The organism is Schauerella aestuarii, assembly GCF_009866805.1.
GTDB classification, from domain to species: domain Bacteria; phylum Pseudomonadota; class Gammaproteobacteria; order Burkholderiales; family Burkholderiaceae_B; genus Schauerella; species Schauerella aestuarii.
This window is the reverse complement of record NZ_SIZW01000038.1, coordinates 42,387-62,844: the sequence shown is the minus strand read 5'-3', so window position 1 is coordinate 62,844 and position 20,458 is coordinate 42,387. Positions and strand designations below refer to the sequence as shown.

Below are 20,458 nucleotides of genomic sequence, written 5' to 3'. Positions count from 1 at the left end.
ATCCCCACGCATGATGGATGATATCCCCCTCTGAGTTTGGCCATCCACATCGATCAGGGCTGGCGAATGCGCCGCCAGATCATCAGGGTCAGCGCGACGTTCGCCAGGCACAATGCGCTCAAGGTCCATAATGCCGCGCCGGCGCCAAACTGGTCGATCAGAAATCCGCCGAAAAAAGGCGTGGCGGCTTGGCCGATCAATGCCGGGCGGGCAACCTTTCCCATCAGTTTGGGGTAGTCCGCTGCCGACACCAATGCCAACGGCAGTGTGCCACGAACGATGGCACGCAGCCCGTTGCCGGCGCCAAACACCACGATGGCGAGCGTAGCCCATGCCGGCGTGGTCACCAAAACCAGCAGGCCGAGCAACGTTAGGGCGGCCGAGGCGACAGCGGTCCAGACGGGGTGGGCATTCTTGATCGCGGTTTCGAGCAGGCGTGATGCCACCTGGCTTGGCCCCAGCAAGGCGCCAATGCCGATGGCCGCAGCGAGGCCGTATCCGCTTGCCTGGAGCAGCACGATGAGCTGAACCGACATGGCGGTGGTGATGATCGCGGCGATCGTAAAGCTGGTCGCGACCAACACGTAGACGCGTTTGTCGATTGTGGCGGCGGCATTGCGCGCTGAAGCGTTCAGAGGGATCTTTTCGGCTGGTGCTCGCTCGGGCAACGCATTGGCGTAGAGCGGCCACACGGCGACCGCCAAAATCGACGCATAGACGATGCAGGCGTTACGCCAGCCGAAGTGTTCGATCAACAACGCAATCACGGGCCACGTGATCGTGGTGCAAAATCCGGCCACGAGCGTGACGCCGGTAATGGCAGCGCGTGCCTTGATGCCATAGCGCTGTCCAAGCGCCGCAAAGAGTGGATCGTAGAGCCCGGCCGCCATGGCGATCCCCAACACCACCCAAGCCAGCAGAAACATCGGCAGCGAATGGGACAGCGCCATGAGCACCAGGCCCAGGGCGCAGACAAGGCCGCTGGCCGTCAAGACGGGCCGCCCGCCATGCGTGCTGATCAACTGGCCGATGCGCGGCGCCAGCAAACCTGAAATGAAAATGCCCAGTGACAGCGCGCCATAGACCCACTGGTTGGCCCATCCCATTTCTTTCACGATGGGGTCTGCCATCACGGCAAGCAGAAAGAATGAACCGCCCCACACCAGAATTTGCGCCATGCCCAACAGCAGCACGTTTCGTAAACCCACACTCTCGCTCGATGAACTCACTTTTTGATCCTGTGTGGCCGTCTGCTCCTACAGCGGCCGGTCTATCGAAAGACAGAAACTCGCGTCTGGCGAATCGTGCGCTGACGGGATTTATTGGTATACAACGCGTACAAATGAACGGCGGCGTTGCTGCCGCGATGGGCTTAATGCCATCCAAGGCGCCATCGTAACGGCAGCATGTTGTATGTGCAGGGGTGATCGTGCCCATCAAAAAAGGCGATGGCTCCCAGGCCTTTGAAGCGATACTTCACGAATCGCGATGCATTGCCTGACGTCGTCGCTCGCCCTTCGATGTTGCGAGAGTGCAGTGGCAGTCGTTCAAGTCACATCCCGAGCCACCGCGCAGCCGGCCAATCGCCGCGCTGCACGGCCAATCGCATGCACTCTTCGAGCACCGTTTTAACGGCCTGCACCGTGGGGCTGGGAAGTCGATTGGGCGGTGTGGCGATCACGATACGGCGGGTGAGCACCGGCTCAGTCAGGGGCGCCGCAACCAGCGCGCGTCGAGCAACGTCTTCAACGACGGCGCTGGCAGGCAGAATAGTGATACCCAAGCCGCCAATCACCAGCGCTTTTTGCACGCCCATGGCGTTTGTTTCGGCGACAACGTTGAGGCGAATGCCGGTAGAGGCGCTCGCGTGATCCACCAATGTGCGCAAGCCGTGGGGCGCATTGGGCAGGATGAGGGGATGACGCGCCACGTCATGCAGCGAAATCGGCGCATCAAAATCGAGCGCGGTGGTGGGCAATCCCACCACCCAAAGAGCCTCTTCCACTAGGGGCTGCGTGCGATCTTCTGCCAGGCGGTGCGGTTCGTAGAGCAAGCCCACGTCGACCTCGCCTTGTTCGACCCACTGGCGCAGGTGACCCGCGTAGCCCATCGAGATGCGCAGCAAAATACCGGGATGACGATCGGCCACGGCACCCACCAGTGCACTGGCGAGAAGGTCTGCGGTGCTGGGCAGCACGCCCACGGTCACGGTGCCATGGAGTCCTGCCCGCGTGGGTTTGACATCCTCGCGGGCACGCTCGATCTCATTCAATACCCGCCGCGCATGTTCGGCGAGCGTCTGGCCGCTTGCCGTCAACTGCATGCCTTTGCGTCCGCGTTCAAACAGCGTGACGCCCAGGTCGGTCTCAAGCATTTTCAGTTGCCGCGATACGGCAGGCTGAACCAGGTTCAACAGGACCGCAGCACGGCTCACGCTGCCGGTATCGACCACGGTAAGAAACGCGCGCAGTTGTTTGAAGTCCATAGGGCGCCACTTTAAGACATTCGTGCAGGTTTTTCGCGTTCTGCGAAAATCATCCGCGAAACGCGACAACCAGGAGCCCGGCCATGATCGATCATCTCGACCACCTTGTTCTTACCACCGCAGACGAAAAGGCCTGCGTGCATTTTTATGTCGATCTGCTAGGGATGCATCTCGAAACCTTTGGCAGTGGCCGCAAGGCCTTTCTGTTCGGCAATCAGAAAATCAATCTGCACGTGAAAGGGCACGAGTTCGAGCCGAAGGCGCATACGCCGGTGCCGGGCGCGCTGGATTTGTGCTTTATCGCCAGCAAGCCGCTGGACGAGGTGATCGCGGAATTGAAAGGAAAGTCGGTGTCGATCCTCGAGGGGCCGGTGATGCGCACAGGCGCCACCGGGCCGATCCGGTCGATTTACCTGCGCGATCCTGATTTGAATCTCATCGAGATATCCGAACCGGCGGCGCGTTAAGCCGCTGCGAGATCATCCATCAAGGTGCTGCCCACCACGCCATCTCGAAGCAAGACCTCGATGTCGGCGTGCGAGTACCCGAGTTCGGCAAGCACGTCGTGGGTGTGTTCGCCGATGGATGGGGGCGGTGTGCGCAAGGGCAATCGCGCGCCACCCAAGGTCAGTGGCAACAGGGGCGTACGCGTGGTGAGCGCTTCGCCCTTACCGCTGGCGTCGGCCGGGAGCGTGACTTCGGCCAGGCCGCCGCTGGCGACCAGGTGCGCATCGTCAAACAGATCCTCCGGGCTGGTGATGGGTGCGTAAGGCAACCCCTGCGCTTGAAATACGGCCGCGATTTCGGCCGCGGTGTGGCGTGCCATCCGCTCGCGCAACAACGGCATCATCCATTCGCGCGCGGCCACGCGATCGACGTTGGTGCGCAGCCGTTCGTCGGACTTGAGCGTTTGCAGATCGAATGCGTCGCAGAAGAGGGCCCACTGTGTATCGGACACCACGGCCAGGAAAATCTGCTCACCGGCGATGTCGGTAAATACGTCGTACACCGCCCAGGCCGACGTACGGCTCGGCATGGGCTTGACCGGCTTGCCGGTGACGGCAAATTGCATCATGTGGATGCCCATGAGGAACACGTTGTTTTCGAAGAGGGCGCTTTCCACATGCTGGCCGCGGCCGGTGGTGTCGCGTTCGCGTAGCGCCGCCATGGCGCCGATCGCACCGAAGATGCCGCCCATGATGTCGTTGACCGCCGTGCCGGCGCGCAAGGGGCGGCCTTCCGGGCCGGTCATGTAGGCCAGCCCGCCCATCATCTGCACCACTTCGTCCAGGGCGGTGCGGTTGTCGTAAGGGCCTTCCAGAAAGCCTTTGTGCGACACGTAGATCAGCCGTTCGTTGAGCGTACTGAGCGCGTTGTAGTCAAAGCCCAACTTGGCCATCGTGCCGGCCTTGAAGTTCTCGCTGAACACATCTGCCGAGGCGACAAGCTTGAGCACGATCTCGCGCCCGCGGGGATCCTTGGTGTCGATGGCCAGGCTTTTCTTGTTGCGGTTGAACATGGCGTAGAAGCCCGCGCCCGAGCCCGGCAGACGACGCGTGTTGTCGCCCGCCAGTGGCTCGATTTTGATCACTTCGGCACCCAGATCCGCAAGCAGCATCCCGCACGAGGGGCCCATCACCATATGCGTGAACTCGACCACGCGCACGCCAGCGAAAGGAAGGGCTTTTTGAACATCGGTCATCAGATCGTCTCCGGAGTGCAGGCGAAGGTGTCGCGCGGTTCGGGCATGCGGCCATCGGCGTAGACGAAGCCTTTTTGCAGGCCGGCGTCCGGCACGTGGCCGTACAGCGCTTCGCCGGGCAGGGCGTCGGCCAACACCTTGCGGGCGGCGATCAATCCGTCGATATCGATGCCGGTGTCGCAGCCCATGGTTTCGAGCAGGTAGACCAGATCCTCGGTGACGACATTGCCGGTGGCGCCCGGCGCATAGGGGCAACCGCCCAAACCGCCTAGGCTCGCGTCGAATGTGGTCACGCCGGCATCCAATGCCGCCAGCACGTTGGCCATGCCTTGCCCGCGGGTGTTGTGAAAGTGTGCGCCGCCGGCGCGGTCGCCGAGTTCGGCCATGAGCCGCTTGAACAGGCGCGCGACCTGGCGCGGATTGGCGTAGCCGGTGGTGTCCGACAGGCCGACTTCATCCACGCCCAGGTCGGCCATGGTGTGTGCGATGCGCATCGATTCGTCGTCGGATACGGCACCGGCCAACGTGCATCCGAAGGCGACCGACAGGCCGGCTTCAATTGAGGTGCCGGGTGCCGTGTCGTTGCGCAGCGCCACGATCTGCCGCACATCCTCGATGATGTCTGCATGGGTCTTGCGGATATTGGCCATCAAGTGCGCTTCGGTTACGGACACCGGAATCGTGATCTTGTGCGCGCCTGAAGCGAATGCCGCGATGGCGCCTTTGAGATTGGGCACCAACACCGCAACCGTGAGGTCGGGCTTGGTGCGGGCGTGCGCCACGATATCGGCGGTGTCCGCCATCTGCGGGAGCAGTTTGGGTGAGACAAACGAGCCCACTTCGATTTCGCGCAGACCTGACGCATAAAGCGCGTCGATCCAGGCCCGCTTGAGTGCCGTCGGCATGGTGCGCTTCATGGCTTGCAGGCCATCGCGCGGACCCACTTCGCTGATGAGAACGTGCGTCGTCATTCAGGGTTCCTTATGTGTAGGTGGCGTGTGCAAGCAGGCGGCGTCCGCACGGCTTGGCGACGCAAAACGGGTCAGTCGAGTTTGATGTTGGCGTCCTTCACAACGGCCTTCCACTTCGCCTGCTCCGAGGCCAGGTAGGTCGCAAAGGCCTGGGGTTGGCCCCCCAGCGGCTGGCTGCCTTCCTCCTCGAGTTTCTTGACGATTTCCGGACTGGACACGGCGCGACGCATCGCCTCGTTGAGCTTGGCGAGCACATCGGGTTTCATATCCTTGGGACCCACGAGCCCCGTCCAGGCAGACGCTTCAAAGCCCGGATATCCCGATTCGGCCACCGTGGGAACATCGGGCAGCATCTTCAGACGCGTTTTGGACGTGACGGCAATCGCGCGCAGTTTGCCTGCCGCCAGCATCGACACCAGCGATTGCGGCGTGATGAATGCGAAGTCGGTCTGGCCGCCGGCAAGTTCGGTAAGGACTGGACCGGCGCCTTTGTAGGGCACATGCAGAAAGGTCACGCCAGCCTTTTGCGCCAGCATCATGCCGGACATGTGGCCGATCGTCCCGTTGCCGGCGGATGCCATGCGCAGCGATTCTGCGGGCTTGCCTTTCGCATCGGCGATCAGATCGGCCACGGTCTTGTACGGCGATTGGCTGTTCACCACCAGCACCACGGGTTGCGCGGCGACCAGACCGATCAGTGAGAAGTCGCGTGTCGGATCGAAAGGCATCTTGGTGAACAAGGCGGGATTGATCGCGAGGTTGGCCGCTTGACCCATGCCGATGGCGTAACCATCCGGCTCGGCGCGCGCCACGAAATCCATGCCGATATTGCCGGTGGCACCGGGCTTGTTCTGCACCACCAGGTTCCAGCCCGTGCTCGCACCCATTCGCTCCACGAGAAGGCGTGTGATCGTATCGGTGCCGCCGCCGGGCGGCATGGGTACGACCACGTTGATCGGCCGCACCGGGTAATCGGCGGCTTGGGCGGCAGCGCCCAGTGCAGGCAGCAGGAGGGCGGCGCATAGCGCCGTATTGACGCGAAAAAACATAATGGGTTGTCTCCAGGATAAGGGGGTGCGGCCTTACGTTGAGGCTGCGATCGGTGATGCGTGCGTGTTCGGCGTACCGCGTTGCCGATCATGCGCATCGATACGGACGGCGTTCGATGCGGCGATGCGAGGAACGTCTCTCACACCTTTCTCACGATCTCGTTCTGTTGCATCGCGCTCATCGAACCGTTTTAATGTTAAGTTCTATAAGATAGAATGGCGTTCTATCTATTATTTCCGGCGATACTGCGCCTTGTCAATTCAAACCTCGTTGCTCATGCCAAAAAAATCCACCCAGATGTCATTGGCCGACCTGCATCCTGCTGCCGGCGGCGTCAGCGCCGTCGACAAAGCGATCACGGTGCTGGCAGCGTTTACCGATGCCAGCACCACGCTTTCGTTATCGGAAATCGCGCAGCACACGCGGCTGTACAAAAGTGCCGTCTTGCGTTTACTGGCATCGCTGGAGCACGGGCGGCTGGTGATCAAACATGCGGATGGTCGTTATGGGATCGGTCCCGAAGTGGGCCGACTGAATGCGTTGTATGCATCGTCTTTTTCGCTCGAAGATCTCGCGTTGCCCCTCTTGCGTCAATTGGTGGCGCAAACGCAGGAAAGTGCGGCTTTTCATGTGCGACAGGGCGATCAGCGGTTGTGTCTTTACCGCGTGGATTCGCCCCAGATGGTGCGGGATCACATCAAGGCGGGCGATCTGCTGCCGCTGGATCGGGGCGCGGGGGGACGCGTCCTGTCGGCATACTCAGGCGCGAAAGGTGAGCTTTATGACCGCATTCGCCGGGATGGCGTCGTGCTGCTGCAAGGTGACCGCAGCCCCGATCTGTGCGGGATTTCGGCGCCAGTGCTCAAGCGCGGCACCGAGCTGGTGGGCGCGATCACGTTGACGATGCCGACGCATCGGCTGAATACCGCGCACGAGCCGCTGGTACGTGCGGCAGCGCAAGAAATGTCGCGCAAGCTGGATTTTGCGTGAAGCTATTTTCGATGAGGTTTGGCTACCGCATGAAAAGCCAGCGTTCAAGCGATGTCCGGTTATGAGCGGGCCAACGCCCGCGCGTCGCTTAGTCGACGACTTTCGCCTGCGGTAGCGCAACGGGAATCAGCTTTGCATCGATTGCCGGGATACCCAGCGTGTTGAGGACTTCAGGACCCGTACAGTGGAAGCTGCACGCCAACATACTCGAACGCGCCATGCGCTCAATCGCCTGATCGTCCATGGCCATCAAACGTGCTTCGGTTTCCGGGCTCAACGGTTCACGGAGCAGGACGTGCGCGTTCTCACGCACGATGCGCTGCAAAACGCTGATAAAGGCCACGTTCACTTCCTGAATATCGCGAAGCAAATGGATGTCGATGATGGGTAACATGTCGCGGCGGTTAAGACGAAAGCGGCAAGCGTATAGTGATTTGCCGATTCTGCCGAATATGTCTTTATCTGTTCTTTTGTTGCGTGCATTTTGCACAATTAAGAAGAGACTAAGGACGTCGGGCACGCTTGTGTGCTCAATTGAAGTAAGCCCTTTCCAAAAAATGAAAATCGCGAAAAGCGATTACTGGAGACAACCATGCGAGTCGCCCGTTTTGTATCCACGCTGCTGTTGCCGCTTGCCGCAGCCATTGCGCCCGCCGTCGCTATGGCGCAAGGCGCTTATCCTGAGCGCCCCGTAACGGTGATCGTGCCGCAAGGCGCGGGGGGCGCCAATGATGTGATCGCGCGCATCGTCACGCAGAAGATGTCGCAGCTATTGGGTCAGTCGGTAGTGGTGGACAACCGGCCGGGTGCGGGCGGCACGATCGGTACCGCGCTCGCCGCCAAGGCGGCACCGGATGGCTACACGCTCCTGTTGACATCCGACAGCGCGCACGTCATCAACCCGGGTTTGTACAAGCAGATCGGGTTTGATCCGATCAAGAGCTTTACGCCCATCGGCACCGTGGCCACGGCCGGTTACGTGCTCGTCGCCAACCCTGCTTTTCCGCCGAACACGGTAGCTGAGCTGATTGCCGCCGCGAAGGCTGCGCCGCCGGGATCGCTCAATTACGCTTCGGCGGGCAACGGCACGCTCAATCATTTGATTGCCGAGATGCTCAAGCGATCGGCCGGCATCGACCTCGTGCACGTCCCGTATCGCACCGCTGCTGCAGCCGTGACGGATGTGGTGGGTGGGCAACTGCCATTGTCCGTTCAGAGCCTGCCCTCGTCGATCAACTTCATCAAAACCAATAAGTTGAAGGTGCTCGGCACGGTCAATCCGAAGCGCGTGGCGGCATTGCCGGATTCGCCCACCATTGGCGAAACCATCCCCGGCTTCGGAGCCACACCCTGGTATGGCTTATTGGCGCCTTCTGGCACGCCCAAACCGATCATCGACAAGCTTGACGCGGCATTGGCAAAAGTCTTGGCCGATCCCGACGTGCAGGCGCAACTTGCCGCGCAAGGCTGCGAAGTCATGCCGGGTACGTCTGCCGACTTTGCTGCGCTCATCAAGACCGACCTCCCGAAATGGGCAGCCGTGATTCAGGAGTCTGGCGTCAAGCTGGATTGATCCCCGTGGACTTCATGTTGTTGGTTGCTTTCTTGGTGCTCGGCGGCGTGGTCGGGTTTGCAGCAGGGCTGCTGGGCATCGGGGGCGGCATGGCGCTCGCCCCGATTCTGGCGCTGCTTTTTGCGCATCAACAGATGCCGGCCGAGGTCAACGTTCACGCGGCGATCGCCACCTCGATGGCCACGATTCTGTTTACCTCTGTGTCGAGCTTGATGGCGCATCAGGCAAAGGGCAATGTGATCTGGTCGATCGTGTATGCGATGGCACCCGGTTTGATCGCGGGGGGATTGCTGGTCGGGGGCGGTTTGTTTGCGCTGATCGATACGGGCTGGCTGGCGTTGTTCTTCGCGATTTTCGTGGCCTATAACGCTGTGCGCATGTTGACCCGGAAACCGCCTGTGGCGGGTACCGGTGCGTTGCCGGGCCCGGTGGGACTATTCGGCGTAGGTATGGGGATCGGTGGGCTTTCAGGCATGGTGGGCGCGGGCGGGGCGTTCCTGTCAGTACCCTTCATGGTCAAGAAGCATGTGCCCATTCATCGCGCGATCGGCACCTCTGCGGCGCTGGGTTTTCCGATCGCACTGGCCAGTTGCGTGGGCTACATCTATTCCGGTTGGGGGTTGGCCACCGCATTTCCGCATATGGTGGGATATATCTATTGGCCCGCGTTGCTGGCCATCGTGTGCACCAGCATGGCCACCGCACCGCTAGGCGCTCGGTTATCGAGCCGCTTGCCGGTGGCCACGATCAAAAAGATCTTCGCATTTATCTTGTTCATCCTGGCGGCTTCGATGGCGTGGGAAGCGGCAAAGGCGTTTGGCTTGATCGCACGCTGATCGAGGCTGAAAGACGTCGGGCGTTCGAGAGGAGAATGGTCGCCGTCCGAGGTCTGGATGATGGGCATCGAACAAGGTCCGCCTCAAACGACGTGGGCTTGAAGATTCGACGGCCGCTCATATTCGATATCCCATTCTCCTGCGCCTGTTCGCACGAATCCGTGTGCCGTGTAAAAGCCGTTCGAACGGCTGTCGCGCAGGGCGCAAACGCGTAACGGCAAATTCGTCTGAGCCGATTCCGCGATCAGACGTTGCATGACTTGCGCACCCCGACCGCGCCCCGAGGCGCTCGGATGCAAATACAAGTGCTGCAGCATCAAATGATCTGCCTCAGTCTGCATCGCGTAAAACCCGATGCGCTCGGGTTCGCGCTCCTGGCTGCCAGCCACAATCCAATACGTCTGTTCGGGTTTGAACGTTGCCGCCAACCGCGACCGGGCGCGTTCGAGATCGAACCGTCCGATCGCCTCGAGGCTTTCGCGCATCGCAGCGATCCGCAGGCTAAGCAATGCTTCGAAGTCGGTTGCCTGCGCGCGTTGATAGTGGAGTAAGTCGGGGGCAGCAAGGGCAGGATGTGGGGAGGTCGGCACGGTGTTTGGATGTCTTGATGGATGTCGCGAAGGGGAGCGGAATCACGGGTGCAAGGTGTGGTGGAAGCTGCGCGACGAAGGTCGGCACTGCAAGCACGCGCCTTCGGTCGATTATTCTGCTGCGGCGATTTTCTCGAACACGGCCAGAGGGATGAACAAGGTTCGATCCGTCATCTCCGAGTCGCCACACTATGAGAAAATCCGGTATCTAGCAAGCCACCGGAGCCCTGCCGTATGCATACCCCTCGACTCGAGTTCGTGACCTGCGCCAGTCCGGCGGGCCTGCATCGCATGGCGTATTGGGAGTGGGGCGACCGCAATAATCCCAAAGTGTTGATTTGCGTTCATGGGTTGACGCGCACCGGCCGTGATTTCGACCGCCTGGCTCGCTGCCTGGCCGAGGAATATCGCATCGTCTGTCCGGATGTGGTGGGCCGGGGGCGATCCGATTGGCTGCTCAACCCGGCGTTTTATACCGTGCCGCAGTACGTGTCCGACATGGTCACGTTGGTGGCGCGCCTGCAACCCGAAACGCTGCACTGGGTGGGCACGTCGCTGGGCGGCTTGATCGGCATGGTGCTGGGCGGCGCAGCGTCGTACTCCAGGCATTTCCGGCATCCGGAGGCGGCGTTGGGCGCCTCCGCCATGGGGTTGCATATCGACAAGATCGTGTTGAACGATGTCGGCCCCAGGCTGAACCCGGAAGCCATCGCGCGCATCGGTCAGTATGTGGGGCAGGCGGGCGAATTCAGTTCGCAGGAGGCAGCTGTCGATTACGTGCGCACGGTGTCCGAGCAGTTCGGTCCGCATACCGACGAGCAATGGAAAGAGCTCGCCGAGTTTGTGTACAAGAAAGAGGGCGAGCAGTGGATCAAGCATTACGACCTGGGCATTGCCGTACCGTTTGCCGATCAGAATGCCGCCGTGATGGCGGCGGGCGAGCAGATTTTGTGGCAGTCGTACGAGGCGCTCGATTGCCCGATTCTGCTGCTGCGCGGTGAGCTTTCCGATCTGTTGAGCGCGGACACGGCCAACGAAATGCTGACGCGCAACCCCCAGGCGCGCCTGCACGAGGTACATTGCGTGGGACATGCACCCACGCTCATGCACGACGCGCAGATCGAACCGGTTGTGCGGTTTCTGCTCGATAGCTGACGCAGGCGGCTTAGAATAGGGGGATGAACACCCCCAGTCTAAACATCGATCTGCATTGCCACTCCACGGTTTCGGACGGCGTATTGGCGCCTGCTGCCGTGGCCGAGCGTGCGCGCGCCAACGGCGTGGATGTGTGGGCATTGACCGATCACGACGAGGTCGGCGGCATTGCCGAAGCGGCACAGGCCGCACGCGCCGTGGGCTTGCGCCACATTACCGGGGTCGAGATTTCCTGCACGTGGGCATCGCAAACGGTCCATATCGTCGGGCTTAACTTCGATGCTGAAAACGAAGCGCTGGTGCAGGGCCTGCACAAAACGCGCTCCGGGCGCGGCAGCCGCGCTCAGGAGATCGGCCGCAGGTTGGCCGCCATGGGTATGCCGGGCGCCTATGAAGGCGCGCTCGAGTTTGTGGGCAATCCCGAACTGATCAGCCGATCGCACTTCGCGCGGTGGCTGGTCAAGGCCGGCTATGAGCCCGATGTGCAGTCCGTCTTTACCAAACACCTGGGCGACGATCGCGCTGGCCATGTGCCGGTGCAATGGGCCACGCTCACCGAGTGCATCGGCTGGATTCTGGGTGCCGGTGGCGTGGCGGTGATGGCCCACCCTGGGCGCTACAAATACACTCCGATGCAGTTCGATGCCCTGTTCGACGAGTTCGAAGGCTTGGGTGGCAGAGGTGTGGAGGTGATCACAGGCAGCCATACGCCGGAAGAAGCGCGCCATTACGCCCGTGTCGCCAAACAGCGCGGCCTGCTGGCTTCGCGCGGTTCGGATTTTCACAGCCCGCACGAAAGCCGCATCGACCTCGGCCGCCTGCCGCAATTGCCGTCGGATTTGACCCCCGTCTGGCACGATTGGTTTTGAGCGCAACGCCATGAATAAAGCATTTGTGAAAGAGTCCGATCAGGACGAAGACGACGAGCTGCCCGAAGCGCTGGCCTTGCCGCAGGGCACGCGCAATTACCTCACGCCGGGCGGTTATGCCCGCCTGCGCGACGAGTTGGTGCATCTGATGACCGTCGAACGGCCCGAGATCGTGCAGATCGTGTCGTGGGCCGCGTCCAACGGTGATCGGTCCGAGAACGGCGATTACCTTTACGGCAAAAAGCGCTTGCGCGAAATCGATCGCCGCATGCGTTTTCTCACCAAGCGGCTCGATATTGCCGAGATCGTCGATCCTGCGTTGCAAACACGCCGCGACCATGTGTTCTTCGGCGCCACGGTCACGTACTCCACCAAAGCGGGCGAGGACCACACGGTCACGATCGTCGGGGTGGACGAGGCGGAGCCCTTGGCCGGCAAGATCAGCTGGATATCGCCGGTGGCTCGGGCGCTGACCAAAGCATGCGAAGGCGATACCGTCACCTTGCGCACGCCGGGTGGGGTCGAGGAGCTGGATATTCTCGAAGTGAGTTATCCGGAGTAATGGAAAAAGGGGACACGCGACGTGTCCCCTCGAATTCAAGCGCTTAGGCTTGCGTCGCCTGTGGGGGCTGCCTTATCTGACTCGCTTCCATAGTGTTTACCTGGCACGTACGAGTCGCCTGCCGGGCGCTCATTTACTTGTCACGCTGGCTCAGCCCGCGTCATCGATTACTTGGCGTCCGGCTTGCGCGCGGCAATCGCCTTCTCTGCCTTGTCCACCAGGCTGGTACCGATCTGCGTTTTCCATTTGTCGTAAACCGGCTGCGTTATTTTCACGAACGCATCGTGTCCGGCTTGATCGAGTTCGGTAATCGTCACGCCTTGCTTCGCGATGTCGTCCAGCAGCGCGCGATCATTACGCGTTACACCTTTACGCGCGATCACGATCTCCTCTTTGGCAGCATCCACGGCGGCCTGGCGCACGATGTCGCGATCCTTTTCCGACCAGCTTTGCCAGACTTCCTTGTTCACCACGAAGATGAGCGGATCGGCCACATAGTTCCAGAGCGTCAGATGCTTCTGGCCCACCGTATAGAGCTTGGAGCCGGTATAGATCGACAGCGGATTCTCCTGCCCGTCGACTGCGCCGCTGGCCAGTGCTGGCTGTGCATCGGCCCAGCTCATTTGCGTGGGATTGGCACCCAGCGCGGTAAACGTGTCGATATACAGAGGTGATCCCACCACGCGCAATTTCATGCCCTTCATGTCTTCCGGGCGTTTAATGTCGCGCTTCGAATTGCTCAACTGCCGATAACCGTTTTCGCCCCAGGCCAGCGGCACCACGCCGGCCTTGTCCAGGCGCGCGAAGATATCGCGGCCGACCTCGCCCTGCGTGAGCGCATCGATGGCCGCATAGTCCGGCATCAGGAAAGGCAGTGAAAAGAGGTTGAGCTCTTTCACCTGCGGCGACCAATTGATCGTCGAACCGACGGCCATATCGATCACGCCTTGCCTAATCGCCGTGAACTCACGCGTTTGATCGCCTTGCACCAGCGACGTCCCGGGATAGACCTTGATGTTGATCCGGCCATCGGTACGCTCGCGCACCAGCTTGGACCAGATCTCGGCGCCTTGTCCCCAAGGGAAAGTTGTGCCCACGACGATGGACAGCTTGTACTCGGCCTTGTACGACTGGGCCTGGGCGGGCAGGGCGGCAAACAACGCAACGGCGCAAGCGGTGGCGCGGAACAGGGTGCGAAACATGGCAGTCTCCTCGATGAGGTAGCGATCTTGTTATTGAATGGTCTTGCTATTGAAGAGTCTTGATTGAAGGGTCTTGATATTGAATGGTTTTGCTATTGAATGGTTTTGCTATTGAATGGTTTTGCTATTGAAAAAAGGAGATAACGAAGGTCCGAATTGAATCGTCAGCGCCGGACATTTCCATCGTCGCGTAGTCCGCTGCCAGCCTCAATACCCCAGCTTGTTCGGCAGCCACAACGCCAACTGCGGAAACATCACCACGGCAACCAGCACCAGGAACATGCTGGCCAGCATCCAGATCACCCACGGCACGGTGGATTCCATCGGCACTTTGGCGATCCGGCACGACACCATCAGATTGACCGCAAGCGGCGGCGTGAATTGACCGAGCGCGACCTTGAGCGTGAGCAGCACGCCAAACCAGACGGGATCCCAGCCATATGCGTTGGCGATCGGCATCAGCAGCGGCACAAAAATCAGAAAGATCGAAATGCCGTCCAGGAACATGCCAACGGTCATTAGCAACACGATCAACAGTGCCAAGACGCCGTATTCGCCCAATCCGGAATTGACGATAGCGCTGGTGATGGGGTCGATCACACTCAGCGTCGAGAGTGCGTACGCGAAAATCCCGGCAAGCGTAACCACCATCATGATCACGGCCGACAGCTCTGCGGCTTCGCGCAGCATCGGAAACAGATCGCGTACGCCAATGGTGCGATGGATGACCATGCCTACGAACAGTCCGTAGAACACGGCCACCACTGCGGCTTCGGTGGGCGTGAACCAGCCCAGGCGCATGCCGCCCAGGATGAGCACGGGCGCGGCCAGACCCCACGCGGCTTCGCGCATGCTGCGCCAAAAGGGCGGGCGGGGCAGATGGCGTTCGAGTTGCCCCATGCCATGTTTGCGGGCCAGCCAGACGGCGGGCACGATCAGCGCGAAACCAGCCAGAATGCCCGGGATCATGCCGGCTGCAAACAGCGCGGGCACCGAGGCGCCCGGCACCAGCACCGAATAGATAATGAACGCGACGGACGGGGGAATCAGGATGTCGGTGGCGGCGCCGGCGGCGACCACCGCAGCCGAGAAAGGCTGGGGATAGCCTGCGCGCGACATGGCGGCGATCATGACGGCGCCTACCGCTGCGGCACAAGCGGGGCCCGATCCGGAAATCCCGCCAAGAAACATGGCTACGGCAATCGACACCAGCGGCAGCATGCCCGGGCCGCGTCCCACAATCGAAATCGCGAAATCCACCAAACGACGCGCCACCCCCGAACGGTCGAAAATCGAGCCGACCAGCACAAACATCGGAATCGCCAACAGCGGGTACTTGGCCAGCCCCGCATAGAAGCTCTGCGGCACGGCCATGAGGCCAAACCAATTGGTGTCGAGATTGGACAGCGCGATGGCCAGCGTGCCGGCCAGTCCCAGGGCCACGCCCACGGGTACGCCGATCACCATCAGCCCGATGAATACGGCAAACAAGGCGACGGTGATCATTGGTCGTCGCCTCGCACCAATCGCACAATGGCGCCCAGCGTACGCAGGGTGATCAGCGCCGAAAGCAGCGGCAGCCAGATCGTGTACCACCAAGTGGGCACGCCGATCGCAGGCGAAGTGTCCTCGTACTGGAATTCATCCAGCGCCAGGCGGGCCGCGAGCACGGTCAACAGCGCGAAGAAGAAGGCCGTGAAGGCGTGGGCCACGATCGCCCAACGCCGCCGCCGCTCGGGCGGCCCGCGGTCGGCGAAAAGTTCGATACGAATGTGATGATGGCGAATGAAGGCGGTACTGCCTGCCACGAGCGTCAGCACGACCAGGAGGAAAATCGATATTTCCTCGGTCCAGGCAAACGATTGGTCGGTCAGATAGCGCACCAGCACATTGCCGAACGTGAGCAGGGCCAATAACGCCAGAATGCCTACGGCAAAGATGTCCTCGACTTTGAGGGGAACGCGCGCTTCGGGTTCGGGCTGCGGTTCGAGAATGGGTTCGATCGGTTCTGCGGGTGTTTCCGGGGCGGTCATGGTTGCGTTTTCGCTATTTTTGACCCGATGGCCTGGCGGGTTGTCTCCATCGCGACAGCGCGCGTCGCGAAGGCATCCTACCCGGCGGGGGCATCGCTGCTCGTCCGTATTTACCCGCAGGCCGCAGCAGATCGTGGGTTTTGCAGTGCGGCAAAAGCACTATGCTCGACGCGGCTTCAAGTTGGACGAGATGCCCGCCGGTCTTGTTTCTGGCGCTGACGCCGGGCGTTGTTGCGATGCAAGACAGGGGGCGAGGCGGCTCCGGAAGTTATTTGTAAGCGCCGCTCAACATGGTGCGGCGTTTATCAGACCGATGCACCTTCGTACAAATTCGCAGTGCGCGGGCGAGGAGGGCGATCAAGCGGGTAAAATCCCGTTTTTGCTTCCTCTCCTCTGGCGCCCCTAATCGTGTCTTTCGTCCAGCATTTGCCCGGTTCGTCCGTTCTGTCGTCCTTCCGCCGCGAGCGCTTGCTCGCTCAACTCAAGCAGGCAGGCCTGCCGGTCGCCGACTTGTCCGCGCGGTACGAACACTTCGTGCATAGCGATTCTGAGCTGTCGGCTGCCGACCAGGATCGCCTGACAAAATTGCTGGATTACGGCACTGAGGCGGCGCTGGTGCCGCCGTCCAAGTCGTTGAATCTGCTGGTGATTCCCCGTCTGGGTACGATTTCGCCGTGGGCCAGCAAGGCCACCGATATCGCTCACAACTGCGGCTTGTCCGGTGTGCGCCGGGTCGAGCGCGGCGTGTTGTACACGCTGGTGCCCGAGCGGGGGTTGCTGGGTTCGAAAACGATCGATGCCGACATGCTGGCGCGTGCCGCCGACTGTCTGCACGACCGGATGACCGAAACGGTGGTCGACGGCGCATTCGATGGCCAAGCGCTGTTTACGGCTTTGGAAGGCAAGCCGATGCGCACGGTCGCTGTGCAGGCTGAGGGGCGCGCGGCACTGGTGTCTGCAAACACCGCCTTCGGTCTGGCGTTGTCTGAGGACGAAATCGACTACCTCGCGCAAGCGTTCACTGACTTGGGCCGCGACCCAACGGACGTCGAACTGATGATGTTTGCGCAGGCCAATAGTGAACACTGCCGCCACAAGATCTTCAACGCGCAATGGGTGATCGACGGCGAGCCGCAGAGCAAGACGCTTTTCGGCATGATCCGCGAAACGCACGCTGCGCAACCGCTGGGCACGATCGTCGCCTATTCGGATAACGCGGCCGTCATGGAAGGCGGCCCGGCGTCGCGCTTCCACGCTGGCGGTTCGAGCACGGGCGATGCGCGCACCTATTCGCGCCACGATGCCGTCGTGCACACGCTCATGAAGGTCGAAACCCATAATCACCCCACCGCGATTGCGCCGTATCCCGGTGCGGCAACCGGTGCCGGCGGCGAAATTCGCGACGAAGGCGCCACGGGCCGCGGGTCCAAGCCCAAGGCCGGCCTCACGGGTTTTACCGTGTCGCACCTGCGTTTCGACGACGCGCCACAGCCCTGGGAGCAGGATCACCACGGTCTGCCCGACCGGATTGCTTCGCCGCTGTCGATCATGATCGAAGGCCCCATCGGGGGCGCGGCGTTCAACAACGAATTCGGCCGCCCCAATCTGCTGGGCTATTTCCGCACGTTCGAGCAAACGGCGGGCGGCACGCGCTGGGGCTATCACAAGCCCATCATGATCGCGGGTGGCTTGGGCAGCATCGACGCCAGTCTCACGCAAAAAGACATCATTCCCCCCGGCGCTTTGCTGATTCAGTTGGGCGGCCCGGGCTTGCGCATCGGCATGGGCGGCAGTGCCGCGTCGTCGATGGGCGTGGGCAGCAACTCGGCCGAGCTCGATTTCGATTCGGTTCAGCGCGGCAACCCCGAACTCGAACGCCGCGTGCAGGAAGTGATCGACCGCTGCTGGCAGCAGGGCGATAACAACCCCATCATCGCGATCCACGACGTGGGTGCGGGTGGCCTGTCCAACGCGTTTCCCGAATTGGTCAACGATGCGGGTCGCGGCGCCACCTTCGATCTGAAGCGCGTCAACCTTGAAGAGTCGGGTATGTCGCCGGCGGAAATCTGGAGCAACGAGGCGCAAGAGCGCTATGTGCTGTCCATTCTGCCGAAGGATCTGGAGCGTTTCGACGCGCTGGCGCGCCGTGAACGTTGCCCCTACGCCGTGATCGGCGTGGCCACTGAAGAGCGCCAATTGCGTGTGCTCGATGGCGAGGGCGTGCCGGGTCTGGATGAAATCGGCCCCAAGCAGGACGTGCGTCCGGTCGATGTGCCGATCGACGTCATCCTGGGCAAGGCGCCGCGCATGACGCGTGACGTCAAGCGCCTACCGGGTGCCTCTGAAGCGATAGATTTGGCCCAAGTGGACCTCACCGATGCCATTCACCGCGTGCTGGCGCATCCCACCGTTGCCAACAAAACCTTCCTCATCACGATCGGCGATCGCACGGTCGGCGGCTTGTCGAGCCGCGACCAGATGGTCGGTCCCTGGCAAGTGCCTGTCGCCGACTGCGCCGTCACCTTGGCCGACTACGAAGGTTTCCGCGGCGAGGCGATGGCGATGGGCGAACGCACGCCGGTTGCCATACTCAACGCGCCGGCTTCCGGCCGCATGGCCGTTGCTGAGTCGCTCACCAACCTGGTCGCTGCCGACGTCGCACGTCTGGAAGATATCAAGCTGTCGGCCAACTGGATGGCCGCCTGCGGCGTGGACGGTCAGGACGCCGCACTCTTCGACACCGTCACGGCGGTGAGCGTGCTGTGCCAGGAAGTCGGCCTGTCGATCCCGGTGGGTAAAGATTCGCTGTCCATGAAAACCTCGTGGACCGAAGGCGCCGAATCGCGTCAGGTGATCTCGCCCGTATCGTTGGTCGTGACGGCCTTCGCGCCGGTCGCCGACGTGCGCGCCAGCCTCACGCCGCAATTGCGCACCGATGTGGGCGATACCGTTCTGATCGCGATCGATCTGGGTGAAGGCAAGCACCGCATGGGCGGTTCGATCCTTGCCCAGGCGTTCAATCAAGTGGGTGAGACCACCCCCGATATCGATACGCCCGCCGCGTTGCGCGCGTTCTTCATCACGATCCGCACGCTGGCCGAAGCGGGCACGATCCTGGCCTATCACGACCGTTCAGATGGTGGCCTGCTGGCAACCTTGGCCGAAATGTCCTTTGCAGGCAAAACCGGGATTTCGGTCAATATCGACATGCTCACCTTCGATCCGCAAACGGCGGATTGGGGCGACTACAAGATTCGCCCCGAGCAAGTGGCCGTGCAGCGCAATGAGCTCACGCTCAAGGCGTTGTTCACCGAAGAAGCGGGTGCCGTGATTCAGGTGCCGGCTTCCGAGCGTGACGCCGTCATGCAGGTGCTGCGTGGTGCCGGCCTGTCACGTCATTCGCACGTGATCGGTGGCCTCAACAACGCCGACGAAATCGAGTTTTACCGCGACGGCAAGAAGATCTGGGGCGAACCGCGCGTGGCGCTGGCCAAGATCTGGAGCGATGTGAGCTACCGCATCATGGCTCGCCGCGATAATCCGGCGTGCGCCGAAGCCGAACGCGATATGTGGGACGACGCCGGTGATCCGGGCCTGTCGCCCGTGGTGCCGTTCAATCCCCAGGAAGACGTGGCTGCGCCGTTCATCAACACCGGCAAGCGCCCGCGCGTGGCCATTCTGCGCGAGCAGGGCTGCAACAGCCAGGTCGAAATGGCTTGGGCGTTCGATACCTCAGGTTTTGAAGCCGTCGACGTGCACATGACCGATCTGCTGTCTGGGCGTGTCGATCTCTCGACGATGCAAGGCTTGGTGGCCGTGGGTGGTTTCAGCTACGGCGACGTGCTGGGTGCCGGCGAAGGCTGGGCCCGCACGATCCGCTTCAACGATCAACTGTCCGATCAGTTTGCGGCGTACTTCGCCCGTCCCGATACCTTCGGTCTCGGCGTGTGCAACGGCTGCCAGATGATGGCGGCTTTGGCGCCGATGATTCCGGGCGCCGAAGCCTGGCCCCGGTTCACGCGCAACCTGTCGGAAAAATATGAAGCGCGGCTGTCGCTGATCGAAGTGGCCGAATCGCCATCATTGTTCTTCAAAGGCATGGCGGGCGCACGTATCCCCGTGGCGGTCGCGCATGGCGAGGGGTTTGCCAACTTCGCCGTGCAAGGCGATGCCGCCAAGGTGATTGGCGCGGCCCATTACGTCGACAATCGTGGCGCACGCACTGAAGCCTACCCGTTCAACCCCAACGGCAGTCCTGACGGCTTGACCTCCGTCACCACCGCCGATGGCCGCTTTACCGTGATCATGCCGCACCCCGAGCGCGTCACCCGCAACGTCATGATGTCGTGGGCGCCGCAAACGTGGGGCACCGCCGATACCGGCGGCGCTTATAGTCCCTGGATGCGTTTCTTCCGCAATGCGCGCGTAGCCTTGGGCTAA

17 protein-coding genes and 1 pseudogene are annotated in these 20,458 nt (G+C 61.6%); 8 read left to right on the top strand and 10 right to left on the bottom strand.

Annotated features, from left to right (window positions below):
* Window positions 1-53: 53 nt before the first annotated feature.
* Together EYW45_RS01840 and EYW45_RS01835 are read right to left on the bottom strand one after the other, a co-directional pair.
* Entirely contained in the window at window positions 54-1,229 is a 1,176-nt protein-coding gene (locus EYW45_RS01840; protein ID WP_202444548.1) for an MFS transporter, read from the bottom strand.
* A gap of 323 nt (window positions 1,230-1,552) precedes the next feature.
* Window positions 1,553-2,485 carry a LysR family transcriptional regulator gene (locus EYW45_RS01835; protein WP_161133678.1) on the bottom strand — a complete coding sequence of 311 codons (933 nt, stop codon included), beginning with the start codon at window positions 2,483-2,485 and terminating at the stop codon, window positions 1,553-1,555.
* A gap of 83 nt (window positions 2,486-2,568) precedes the next feature.
* On the opposite strand from EYW45_RS01835, the gene EYW45_RS01830 reads away from it, so the two are divergent.
* Window positions 2,569-2,952: a VOC family protein gene (locus EYW45_RS01830; protein WP_161133677.1), complete on the top strand. Its 384-nt coding sequence runs from the start codon at window positions 2,569-2,571 to the stop codon at window positions 2,950-2,952.
* Between the two features lie 32 nt (window positions 2,953-2,984).
* Here the strand turns inward: EYW45_RS01830 and EYW45_RS01825 are convergent.
* From EYW45_RS01825 to EYW45_RS01815, 3 genes and pseudogenes are all read right to left on the bottom strand, one after another.
* Window positions 2,985-4,187: pseudogene (locus EYW45_RS01825) on the bottom strand (CaiB/BaiF CoA transferase family protein); the annotation flags it as partial.
* Window positions 4,187-5,158 (bottom strand): hydroxymethylglutaryl-CoA lyase, encoded by a 972-nt coding sequence (locus tag EYW45_RS01820; protein WP_161133675.1) that lies wholly within the window; start codon window positions 5,156-5,158, stop codon window positions 4,187-4,189. The gene EYW45_RS01820 and the pseudogene EYW45_RS01825, both read right to left, overlap by 1 nt.
* A gap of 71 nt (window positions 5,159-5,229) precedes the next feature.
* The gene (locus EYW45_RS01815) at window positions 5,230-6,207 is read right to left on the bottom strand and encodes a Bug family tripartite tricarboxylate transporter substrate binding protein (protein WP_161133674.1); all 978 of its coding nucleotides are present in this window, start codon (window positions 6,205-6,207) and stop codon (window positions 5,230-5,232) included.
* A 277-nt stretch (window positions 6,208-6,484) separates the two neighbouring features.
* On the opposite strand from EYW45_RS01815, the gene EYW45_RS01810 reads away from it, so the two are divergent.
* The gene (locus tag EYW45_RS01810; RefSeq protein ID WP_161133673.1) at window positions 6,485-7,198 is read left to right on the top strand and encodes an IclR family transcriptional regulator; all 714 of its coding nucleotides are present in this window, start codon (window positions 6,485-6,487) and stop codon (window positions 7,196-7,198) included.
* 88 nt (window positions 7,199-7,286) lie between these two features.
* Here the strand turns inward: EYW45_RS01810 and EYW45_RS01805 are convergent, their stop codons facing one another.
* On the bottom strand, window positions 7,287-7,718 hold the full coding sequence (locus EYW45_RS01805) for a flagellar transcriptional regulator FlhD (protein WP_161133672.1): 432 nt from the start codon (window positions 7,716-7,718) through the stop codon (window positions 7,287-7,289).
* A 72-nt stretch (window positions 7,719-7,790) separates the two neighbouring features.
* Between EYW45_RS01805 and EYW45_RS01800 the strand changes: the two genes are divergently transcribed.
* Together EYW45_RS01800 and EYW45_RS01795 are read left to right on the top strand one after the other, a co-directional pair.
* Window positions 7,791-8,771, top strand: coding sequence for a tripartite tricarboxylate transporter substrate binding protein (locus EYW45_RS01800; protein WP_161133671.1), 981 nt, complete (start codon window positions 7,791-7,793; stop codon window positions 8,769-8,771).
* A 5-nt stretch (window positions 8,772-8,776) separates the two neighbouring features.
* Window positions 8,777-9,607, top strand: coding sequence for a sulfite exporter TauE/SafE family protein (locus tag EYW45_RS01795; RefSeq protein WP_161133670.1), 831 nt, complete (start codon window positions 8,777-8,779; stop codon window positions 9,605-9,607).
* Window positions 9,608-9,690: 83 nt separating this feature from the next.
* On the opposite strand, the gene EYW45_RS01790 is transcribed toward EYW45_RS01795, so the two are convergent.
* A complete protein-coding gene (locus tag EYW45_RS01790) occupies window positions 9,691-10,092 on the bottom strand; it encodes a GNAT family N-acetyltransferase (RefSeq protein ID WP_161133669.1) in 402 nt (133 codons plus the stop codon).
* 339 nt (window positions 10,093-10,431) lie between these two features.
* Here EYW45_RS01790 and EYW45_RS01785 point away from each other — a divergent pair, with 339 nt between their 5' ends.
* From EYW45_RS01785 to greB, 3 genes are read left to right on the top strand one after another with little or no spacing between them, the layout of a single operon-like run.
* Window positions 10,432-11,352, top strand: coding sequence for an alpha/beta fold hydrolase (locus EYW45_RS01785; protein WP_161133668.1), 921 nt, complete (start codon window positions 10,432-10,434; stop codon window positions 11,350-11,352).
* Between the two features lie 23 nt (window positions 11,353-11,375).
* Window positions 11,376-12,221 (top strand): PHP domain-containing protein, encoded by an 846-nt coding sequence (locus EYW45_RS01780; RefSeq protein ID WP_161133667.1) that lies wholly within the window; start codon window positions 11,376-11,378, stop codon window positions 12,219-12,221.
* Window positions 12,222-12,231: 10 nt separating this feature from the next.
* Entirely contained in the window at window positions 12,232-12,783 is a 552-nt protein-coding gene (gene greB, locus EYW45_RS01775; RefSeq protein WP_161133666.1) for a transcription elongation factor GreB, read from the top strand.
* A gap of 167 nt (window positions 12,784-12,950) precedes the next feature.
* Here greB and EYW45_RS01770 read toward each other — a convergent pair whose 3' ends face one another.
* The 3 genes from EYW45_RS01770 to EYW45_RS01760 all read right to left on the bottom strand — a co-directional run bounded on the left by EYW45_RS01770 (window position 12,951) and on the right by EYW45_RS01760 (window position 16,018).
* Complete coding sequence (locus tag EYW45_RS01770; protein ID WP_161133665.1) at window positions 12,951-13,985, bottom strand: DctP family TRAP transporter solute-binding subunit; 1,035 nt, start codon at window positions 13,983-13,985, stop codon at window positions 12,951-12,953.
* Between the two features lie 207 nt (window positions 13,986-14,192).
* On the bottom strand, window positions 14,193-15,491 hold the full coding sequence (locus tag EYW45_RS01765) for a TRAP transporter large permease (RefSeq protein ID WP_161133664.1): 1,299 nt from the start codon (window positions 15,489-15,491) through the stop codon (window positions 14,193-14,195).
* Window positions 15,488-16,018, bottom strand: a complete 531-nt coding sequence (locus tag EYW45_RS01760; protein WP_161133663.1) for a TRAP transporter small permease — start codon at window positions 16,016-16,018, stop codon at window positions 15,488-15,490. Before EYW45_RS01760 ends, EYW45_RS01765 begins: the two co-directional genes overlap by 4 nt.
* 408 nt (window positions 16,019-16,426) lie before the next feature.
* On the opposite strand from EYW45_RS01760, the gene purL reads away from it, so the two are divergent.
* The gene (purL, locus tag EYW45_RS01755) at window positions 16,427-20,458 is read left to right on the top strand and encodes a phosphoribosylformylglycinamidine synthase (RefSeq protein ID WP_161133662.1); all 4,032 of its coding nucleotides are present in this window, start codon (window positions 16,427-16,429) and stop codon (window positions 20,456-20,458) included.

Excerpts from the sequence above, each read along its gene's own strand:
- EYW45_RS01760 (WP_161133663.1), bottom strand. The coding sequence starts at position 16,018 with ATGACCGCCCCGGAAACACCCGCAGAACCGATCGAACCCATTCTCGAA.
- EYW45_RS01785 (WP_161133668.1), top strand. The coding sequence starts at position 10,432 with ATGCATACCCCTCGACTCGAGTTCGTGACCTGCGCCAGTCCGGCGGGC.
- EYW45_RS01815 (WP_161133674.1), bottom strand. The coding sequence starts at position 6,207 with ATGTTTTTTCGCGTCAATACGGCGCTATGCGCCGCCCTCCTGCTGCCT.
- EYW45_RS01765 (WP_161133664.1), bottom strand. The coding sequence starts at position 15,491 with ATGATCACCGTCGCCTTGTTTGCCGTATTCATCGGGCTGATGGTGATC.
- EYW45_RS01830 (WP_161133677.1), top strand. The coding sequence starts at position 2,569 with ATGATCGATCATCTCGACCACCTTGTTCTTACCACCGCAGACGAAAAG.
- greB (WP_161133666.1), top strand. The coding sequence starts at position 12,232 with ATGAATAAAGCATTTGTGAAAGAGTCCGATCAGGACGAAGACGACGAG.
- EYW45_RS01800 (WP_161133671.1), top strand. The coding sequence starts at position 7,791 with ATGCGAGTCGCCCGTTTTGTATCCACGCTGCTGTTGCCGCTTGCCGCA.
- EYW45_RS01810 (WP_161133673.1), top strand. The coding sequence starts at position 6,485 with ATGCCAAAAAAATCCACCCAGATGTCATTGGCCGACCTGCATCCTGCT.
- EYW45_RS01780 (WP_161133667.1), top strand. The coding sequence starts at position 11,376 with ATGAACACCCCCAGTCTAAACATCGATCTGCATTGCCACTCCACGGTT.
- EYW45_RS01790 (WP_161133669.1), bottom strand. The coding sequence starts at position 10,092 with ATGCGCGAAAGCCTCGAGGCGATCGGACGGTTCGATCTCGAACGCGCC.
- EYW45_RS01835 (WP_161133678.1), bottom strand. The coding sequence starts at position 2,485 with ATGGACTTCAAACAACTGCGCGCGTTTCTTACCGTGGTCGATACCGGC.
- EYW45_RS01820 (WP_161133675.1), bottom strand. The coding sequence starts at position 5,158 with ATGACGACGCACGTTCTCATCAGCGAAGTGGGTCCGCGCGATGGCCTG.
- EYW45_RS01770 (WP_161133665.1), bottom strand. The coding sequence starts at position 13,985 with ATGTTTCGCACCCTGTTCCGCGCCACCGCTTGCGCCGTTGCGTTGTTT.